Here is a 5,950-nt window from a genome sequence, read left to right on the forward strand (position 1 = left end):
TCAGAGCCCAGACCGGCCTACGGCTGAAAGGCGGGAAGAACAGTGCCGGAATCGCGAATCTCCCAGATGCTCTTTTTGGTCACACCGTCAAAGTTGATCTTGTTCAACGTATCCCGCGAATAGGTGAGGTCGATCGCGATCTGGGTCGAGGTGTTTCCGTACGGGTCGGTCATCGGGAAGGTGCCCTGCACGTTCACCGCGGAGGCGTCGGGATAGGTCGCTTTTGCGTACTTGAGAATCTCGATCGTGTCCAACCGGGCACCGTCTTTGATCATCTGCTCCGTGTAGTTGTCACGAATGGCGAATCGGGCGTCGACCACGCCGCCGTTCGGGCCCGGAGCAACGGTAAAGGTGACGCCCTCCGGCTTCTTGGGTCCGGCCGGCGTCGACGGCGCCTCCTGGGGCGGTGCCGGCGCTCCCTCCGCCGCCGAACCGCTCGATGGGCTCGACAGGCTGTCCTTCTTCGGATCGAAGACCCATGTTTTGCCGATGAAAACCAGGAGAACGAGGGTGCAGAGCACCGCCAGGGCCACGGCGGCCCTTCCGGAGGCGCCCTTTTTCGGCGATTCGGTCGCGAGCGTATGCGGCGCTTCGGCGTCGAACGCGTATTCGCTGGTCCAGCTGGTGCCGTCGAAGTACCGTTGCAGCCCGTGGCCTACCCCCGCGGGGTCGGGGTACCAACCCGGCGCCGATTTGGGCGGGGGCGGCGCCTGTTCAGATGGCATCTATCCATTTTCGTCGTGACGAAGGCATCGCGGCTACCCGCCTCGTTCCTCGCGGTCCGGCTCGGTGAGTTCCGGCGCGTTCTCACGAGTCGCCATTCCTCCTTCGCGCCCGTGGTCCGCCGGACCGGGTCGGCCACCTTTGGGCTCGTCGTCGCCCTTCTCCGAATGCTTGCCCATCGCAACCTCCTTCGACGAAAGGACTACCCGCAGCGGCACAATCTGAAGACCCCGGAAAGCAAACAGGAGCACGAAAAGCCACGCTGCCAACTCTAGGCTCTCGGAACGGGTGGCCGGTGGCGGGCACGACGTCCTCGGTCGACGAGAATCACGAATGAACCCGCTAATTCTCTGAACTACCGCGCTTTCCGGAGATCGGCGAGTGAGTTTCGAAGCCCGCCGTCCAACCGGATCTGGACCGCTGCCACCGCGATCATGATCGCCGCGGTCACCAGGTGCACGATCGCATCGGTGACGTTGTTGGGAAAGTTGAAAACGAAGGCCACCTGATGGGAGAAGAACGCCCAAATGCCCGGCAGCGCACCGGCTATGGCCGCCAGCAGCAGATACAACACGGACCACGACTTACGCGTCGCGAACACCAGACCCGGCGCGAACAGGGCTAAACCCGCGACGGCGTGCCAGCCGTTGTAGTCCATTCCGAGCAGCTGCACGGTAGGCGCGTCGGGCCCGGTCGCGAAGCTGGGATTGATGATGAAGCCGGCCACCGCCTGGGCGACATGGACAACACAGATGATCACCAGCCCGATCTGGGCGAAACTCCACCTCACATTGCACCCCCTTGTGCGCGGCAAGATGGCCCAAATACTACGTTCGGTAGTAGGTTCGTGCAATGAGGGAAGTGGCTATGCGGTGCCGTCCCGTTCGATCCAGCGGGTAAGCGCGTCTTCGAGCGCGGTCGCGACGTCCACACCGGCACTCTCGGCGGCCTGCTCAAACCGCTCGATCAAGTCGGTGCGGACTGAGGCGCCCAGTCTGGAGAACGGCGGTTTGGGCTTCGGCGGCAGGTCGACGGGCACGTGTCGAGCGACCGAGGCGTCGATGATTTCGCGGAGCGCCGGTATCTGGTTGAGCAAGGTGTCGAGATCGTCGCGTTCGATGCGCAATAACTCGGCCGGCCCCATCGTCGTTACGGTGGCCGAGCGCAATCTCCCACGGTGCAGCGCCGATTCGCCGATCACCTCGCCGGGCCCCAGCGCGGCGACGCGGTCCGAGCCGACATACACGCCCACCTCGCCGCTGAGCAGGATGTAGCAGGAGTCGGACGGAGTTTGCTCGTGGATCAACGGCAACGGGGCCGACGTCGAAGTGCGATGAGCGGCTTCGGCGAGACGCTGTAGTTCAGCATCCGAAAACTTGCCGAATGTCTCGTACTGCCGTAACCGGCGAGCGTCTTCCTCGTATCGCTTCGCGTCTGCCTTCATAGCGGACTCCTGATGTGCGATGTGCCGCTGACATCGAAGAGCGTAACGCGCACCGACAGGACTCGATGCGGTATTACGAACGCGGAAGAACGACTGCGTCAGTTTCGACCAGGAAGCCTCATCACCGTGCGCACGATCGGCAGGAGCGACTTTTGCCAGAGTGTTCCCGGGATGCCAAGGGGCGGATCCAGATTGAACACACGTGCGGTCGCGATCGTCTGGGATTCGGTGTACTTCAGCAGGCCTTCGGGACCATGACGGCGGCCGACGCCGGACTGGCCCATCCCGCCCATCGGTGCGCTGAGGCTGCCCCATGCGAATGCATAGCCCTCGTTGACGTTCACCGTCCCGGACCGCAACCGCGCTGCGATCTGCTGGCCCTCTGCGGAGGAACCGGCCCACACACTGGCGTTGAGTCCGTACTCGGTGTCGTTGGCCTTCTCGACGGCTTCGTCCGCGTCGGCGACGGGGTAGATCGAGACGACCGGACCGAATGTCTCGTTGGCCGCGCACTCCATTTCGGGCGTGACGTCGGTCAGGACCGTCGGCTCGTAGAACAACGGCCCGATGTCGGGCCGTGCCTTCGCGCCCGCAATCACTTTGGCGCCCTTGGCTTTCGCGTCGTTCACGTGATCGGTCACGGTTTCCAGCTGACCCGCGGAGATCAAGCTGCCCATGTCGACCGAGAAGTCATACGTGGTGCCCAGCTTCATGTTCCGCACCTGGGCGCCGAACTTGCCGATGAAATCGTCGGCGATGTCCTTGTCGACGTAAATGCGCTCGATCGAGATGCACAGCTGGCCGGCGTTGGAGAAGCACGCGCGGGTGGCCGCCTTGGCGGCCTTGTCGAGATTGGCCCCGCGCGTGACGATCATCGCGTTCTTGCCGCCGAGTTCGGCCGAGAACCCGATGAGCCGCCGGCCCGCGTGTTCCGCGAGCTGCCTGCCCGTGGCCGTCGAACCGGTGAACATCAGGTAGTCGCAGTTGTCGATGATCGCGGTGCCGACCACCGAGCCCGGCCCCGGGACGATCGCATAGAGCGCCCGCGGCAGTCCGGCTTCATACAAGAGCTCCGCACACGCGAGGGCGCAATACGGAGTTTGGCTGTCCGGCTTGAGCACCACCGCATTACCCGCCAGCAGCGCCGGCACCGAGTCGGACGCCGTCAGCGTCATGGGGTAGTTCCACGGGGAAATCACCCCTACCACGCCCTTGGGCTGGTAACCGACCGTCGTCTTGCCGATGCCGGGAAGCAGCGCCTGCACCGTACGCGGCTTCAGCAGGTCCGCCGACACCCGCACGTAATAGTTTGCGTTCGCGATCAGGTCGACGAGTTCCTCCTGTGCCGCCCATCTGGCCTTGCCGGCCTCGGCCTGCAGGAGATCCATCAGGAATTCGCGATTCTCGAAGACCAGGTCCCGGTAGCGGCTGATGACGTCGACGCGCTCGGTGACCGGGCGATTCGCCCACGCGACCTGGGCCGCCCGCGCCTCGGCGAACGCCGCTTCGACATCTTCGGCCGTGCCGATCGGGATCGTGGTCAGCGACTTGCCGGTGAAGATCTCGTCGATCGTCTTGGTCTGGCGTGCGGTGATGTCTTTGATCGCGGCCAACTGACGCAGGCGGTCGAAGACCTCGGCTGACGGTGCGGGCATCTCATTACCTCTCGCGAAGCGCGGGTGTCTAAAGCACCAGACTATTGGCTCCGCGGAGTCACTCCTCGCCGAGGACGCAATCGATGCGCTCAGCTGCGGATTAGGCCTTTCGACAAATGGGTAGTGGCATAGCAATGCGCGACGACGACCGGTTCGAAGCGATCGCCCGAGACATGGTCCAGGGGTCATCGGGCGGGTGCTGTTTGCTTTTGGATCGCGATCTGCGGATTCGGGCGGCAAGCCGAGACTACGAGCGCGCGACGCTGCGCGCGCACGGTGAGCTTCCCGGGCAATTCCTGTTCGACGCCTTCCCGGACAATCCGAAAGACCCGCACGCCGACGGGACGGCGAACCTCGCGTCGTCGCTGGAGACGGCGATGCAGACCGGCCGCACCCACACGATGCGGATGCAGCGTTATGACATTCCCGACCCCACCGCCCCCGGCGAATTCCTGCCGAAGGTGTGGAGCCCCATCAACTCCCCGTTGCTCGATCACGGTGAGCTGGTGGGCGTGGTGCACAGGGTGAAGGAAGTCTCACGAAGCAAACAACTTCTGGACGAGGTCGCGCGCGACGTCGATCACGGTGTCGCGTGGGATCCGGCAGATCTGCTGCACACCCTCGAAGCCGTCAGCGCCGTCGAATCCGGCCTCCACCTCCGCCGCCAGCAGGCGCTGGCCACGGAGAACGCGCAACTGATGCGCGCCATCGCCACCCGGGACACGATCGGTCAGGCCAAGGGCATGCTGATGGAGCGATTCAATATCGACGCCGATCGAGCGTTCGGTCTGTTGACCAGGCTCTCGCAGCAGACCAACACTCGGGTGGAGGAGATCGCTCGCACCCTGGTTCAAACCGAGCGCCCGCCACGTTCTGGCTGAGGCGCCGGCCGCCCGATCCCGAATGACTTGCGACGCAGTGGGAATGCTCACGGTCATTTGAGCGGCTAGCCGGTCGATCTGGCGCGTAAGAGCCGACCGATCGCCCTGCTACCCTCCTTCAATGCAGTTCAGGACAGCTGCGATCGCGCAAGCGGCGATCGTCGTCGCAGGTTGCGGCGGCGGGTCGACAGCGGCAACAACTCCGACCGTGACGTCTACGCGGGACGTCACCCAAACCGTCACGGTGACGTTGCCGCCGCCACCATTCGCCCCCAAGACGATCATCGAAACCGATGGAACGTATCGAGTAGGCACCGACATCGTGCCGGGCACCTACCGCTCCGGCGGCACCAGCCCTGAAGGTGAATCCGATTGCTATTGGGCGAGGCTGAGGAGTCTCAAACCAACCGACATCATCGATAGCGGCATCAGCACCGGTTTTCAGGTAGTGACGATCCGATCGGGTGATAGGGCATTCGTGACCCATAGCTGCCAGACCTGGCAGAAACAGTGACATCCGGTCCGAGGGCGTGAGGTTGGCACGATCATCGCGGTGCTGACCACTAACCACGTTGAGGCGCACCGGATTTTTCGCCGGTGACGTGAGCGGTTTGCGGCGTAGCTGAGCCGGAGGATTCAAGTTTGCGCCTCTTAATTGACTGTGGCGAAAAGTTTCCAGCGGCTCGGCAGGCGGCTGTGCGCGAGGAGGCGGCCCGGCCACCAACGACAGCAACTGTGGCCGTGTCGGAATTCCAGCGCGGCAGTCGATTACGCATACGTTAATTCAGTTGCACGCGTGCACAATTGCGATTTGCTGGCGCGGCTTGCGGCCTCGAGCGTGTAGGTTAGAGGTGACTCGCTTGCTCCACACCGGCGCTGCAGTTGCGGCCGTCGGTCGCATGCGGAATTTTCCTGGTGGTGGCACCGGGTGCCGGGTAAAAAAACTCGGCGGCTTGCACGAGAAGTCAAGCAGCGCAGGGGAGTTGATAAGACGACAAGCTTTGTATGAAGCGCTGAGGCGACACTTACTCGGCGCAAGGGGTATCTGCACGATGGGTCGGGCTATGAAGTTTTTCACGTCTTCTTTAACGCGGCAAACTTGTCCTGCACACGACCGCGCAGCGTTCGCCGACAGATTTTGTTTGGCGTCGCGGCGGTGTGGTAGTAGTACAGTAACCGATTACGCGAAAACTCAAGCAGCGCCGGATATTTGACACGTGCGCACCACCTAACCCTTGGAGTGTTTC

7 protein-coding genes are annotated in these 5,950 nt (G+C 63.3%); 2 read left to right on the forward strand and 5 right to left on the reverse strand.

Going from position 1 to position 5,950, the window contains the following annotated elements; translation table 11 throughout:
* Positions 1-17: 17 nt before the first annotated feature.
* The 5 genes from AC5Y7E_RS13050 to AC5Y7E_RS13070 form a co-directional block, all read right to left on the reverse strand.
* Complete coding sequence (locus tag AC5Y7E_RS13050; RefSeq protein WP_499949312.1) at positions 18-725, reverse strand: DUF2510 domain-containing protein; 708 nt, start codon at positions 723-725, stop codon at positions 18-20.
* A 33-nt stretch (positions 726-758) separates the two neighbouring features.
* Entirely contained in the window at positions 759-902 is a 144-nt protein-coding gene (locus tag AC5Y7E_RS13055) for a hypothetical protein (protein ID WP_499949313.1), read from the reverse strand.
* A gap of 176 nt (positions 903-1,078) precedes the next feature.
* On the reverse strand, positions 1,079-1,513 hold the full coding sequence (locus AC5Y7E_RS13060) for a DUF4383 domain-containing protein (RefSeq protein ID WP_499920941.1): 435 nt from the start codon (positions 1,511-1,513) through the stop codon (positions 1,079-1,081).
* A gap of 75 nt (positions 1,514-1,588) precedes the next feature.
* Positions 1,589-2,167, reverse strand: a complete 579-nt coding sequence (locus AC5Y7E_RS13065; protein WP_499920943.1) for a cyclic nucleotide-binding domain-containing protein — start codon at positions 2,165-2,167, stop codon at positions 1,589-1,591.
* Between the two features lie 98 nt (positions 2,168-2,265).
* A complete protein-coding gene (locus AC5Y7E_RS13070; protein ID WP_499949314.1) occupies positions 2,266-3,822 on the reverse strand; it encodes a succinic semialdehyde dehydrogenase in 1,557 nt (518 codons plus the stop codon).
* Between the two features lie 134 nt (positions 3,823-3,956).
* Here AC5Y7E_RS13070 and AC5Y7E_RS13075 point away from each other — a divergent pair, with 134 nt between their 5' ends.
* Both AC5Y7E_RS13075 and AC5Y7E_RS13080 read left to right on the forward strand, forming a co-directional pair.
* Entirely contained in the window at positions 3,957-4,703 is a 747-nt protein-coding gene (locus tag AC5Y7E_RS13075) for an ANTAR domain-containing response regulator (RefSeq protein ID WP_499949315.1), read from the forward strand.
* A gap of 244 nt (positions 4,704-4,947) precedes the next feature.
* The gene (locus AC5Y7E_RS13080) at positions 4,948-5,217 is read left to right on the forward strand and encodes an Rv1352/Rv1906c domain-containing protein (protein ID WP_499949317.1); all 270 of its coding nucleotides are present in this window, start codon (positions 4,948-4,950) and stop codon (positions 5,215-5,217) included.
* Positions 5,218-5,950: the final 733 nt, after the last annotated feature.

Source organism: Mycobacterium sp. NGS17, assembly GCF_059813205.1.

Coding starts and splice junctions, on each gene's coding strand:
- AC5Y7E_RS13050 (WP_499949312.1), bottom strand. CDS start 725: ATGCCATCTGAACAGGCGCCGCCCCCGCCCAAATCGGCGCCGGGTTGG.
- AC5Y7E_RS13055 (WP_499949313.1), bottom strand. CDS start 902: ATGGGCAAGCATTCGGAGAAGGGCGACGACGAGCCCAAAGGTGGCCGA.
- AC5Y7E_RS13065 (WP_499920943.1), bottom strand. CDS start 2,167: ATGAAGGCAGACGCGAAGCGATACGAGGAAGACGCTCGCCGGTTACGG.
- AC5Y7E_RS13070 (WP_499949314.1), bottom strand. CDS start 3,822: ATGCCCGCACCGTCAGCCGAGGTCTTCGACCGCCTGCGTCAGTTGGCC.
- AC5Y7E_RS13075 (WP_499949315.1), top strand. CDS start 3,957: ATGCGCGACGACGACCGGTTCGAAGCGATCGCCCGAGACATGGTCCAG.